The organism is Haloferula sp. A504, from assembly GCF_044385805.1.
In the GTDB taxonomy this organism is placed as follows: Bacteria; Verrucomicrobiota; Verrucomicrobiia; order Verrucomicrobiales; family Akkermansiaceae; genus Haloferula.
In genome coordinates this window covers 1-622 of sequence record NZ_JBISBU010000193.1, presented here as the reverse complement: position 1 = coordinate 622, position 622 = coordinate 1, and the positions used below count along the sequence as shown (strand labels likewise).

Sequence of the window (622 nt, the reverse complement as noted above, 5' to 3'; positions counted from 1 at the left end):
AAAGGGGTCAGTGAAAGCGCCGGGATAAACCGGCTTGGAACAGAGAATGAAAGAGTCTCACAGAGAAGATGTAGCCAGTCACTCTGGCCACGGACCCTACGCCGGGGGCGGTGACGCGCCGGGTGTAGCATGGGCGAGTGGAGACGCAGGCCAGCCATTGAGCTCCGAAATCAATCATCCCGTGTGCCGACCTTGTACTGACAAGGGGAAGGCGACATCGTCCGCGCCGTCACGGCCAGGAGCGGACGGACACGGCGGAGTCGAAGACCCTGAGCATGTGTCGAAGTTCCAGGCGCGAGAACCGGGAGGGCCTGACGGCACCCTGGAGGAGGATGCGACTATGTCCTCGACCTGTGGATGCAGTGGTGGCGCGAAAGCCGCTGCCGCGGAGATGTGATCGTCGTTCGTTATGCGGACGACTTCGTCATCGGCTTCGAGAACCGGCACGAGGCGGAGGCATGCCTGGAGGCACTCCGGGAGCGCTTCGCGAAGTTCGGCTTGAAGCTGCACGATGGGAAGACCCGTCTGATCGAGTTTGGTCGGTTCGCCGACCGGCGCGGGAAGGGCGGGGGGAAGCGGGCGGAGACCTTCGACTTCCTCGGTTTCACGCACAAGTGCGCGA

The 622-nt window shown here is 63.2% G+C and carries 1 pseudogene; it reads left to right on the top strand.

Going from position 1 to position 622, the window contains the following annotated elements:
• Positions 1 to 339 precede the first annotated feature (339 nt).
• Positions 340 to 622 (top strand): annotated as a pseudogene (locus ACG2LG_RS24140) (reverse transcriptase domain-containing protein); the annotation flags it as partial.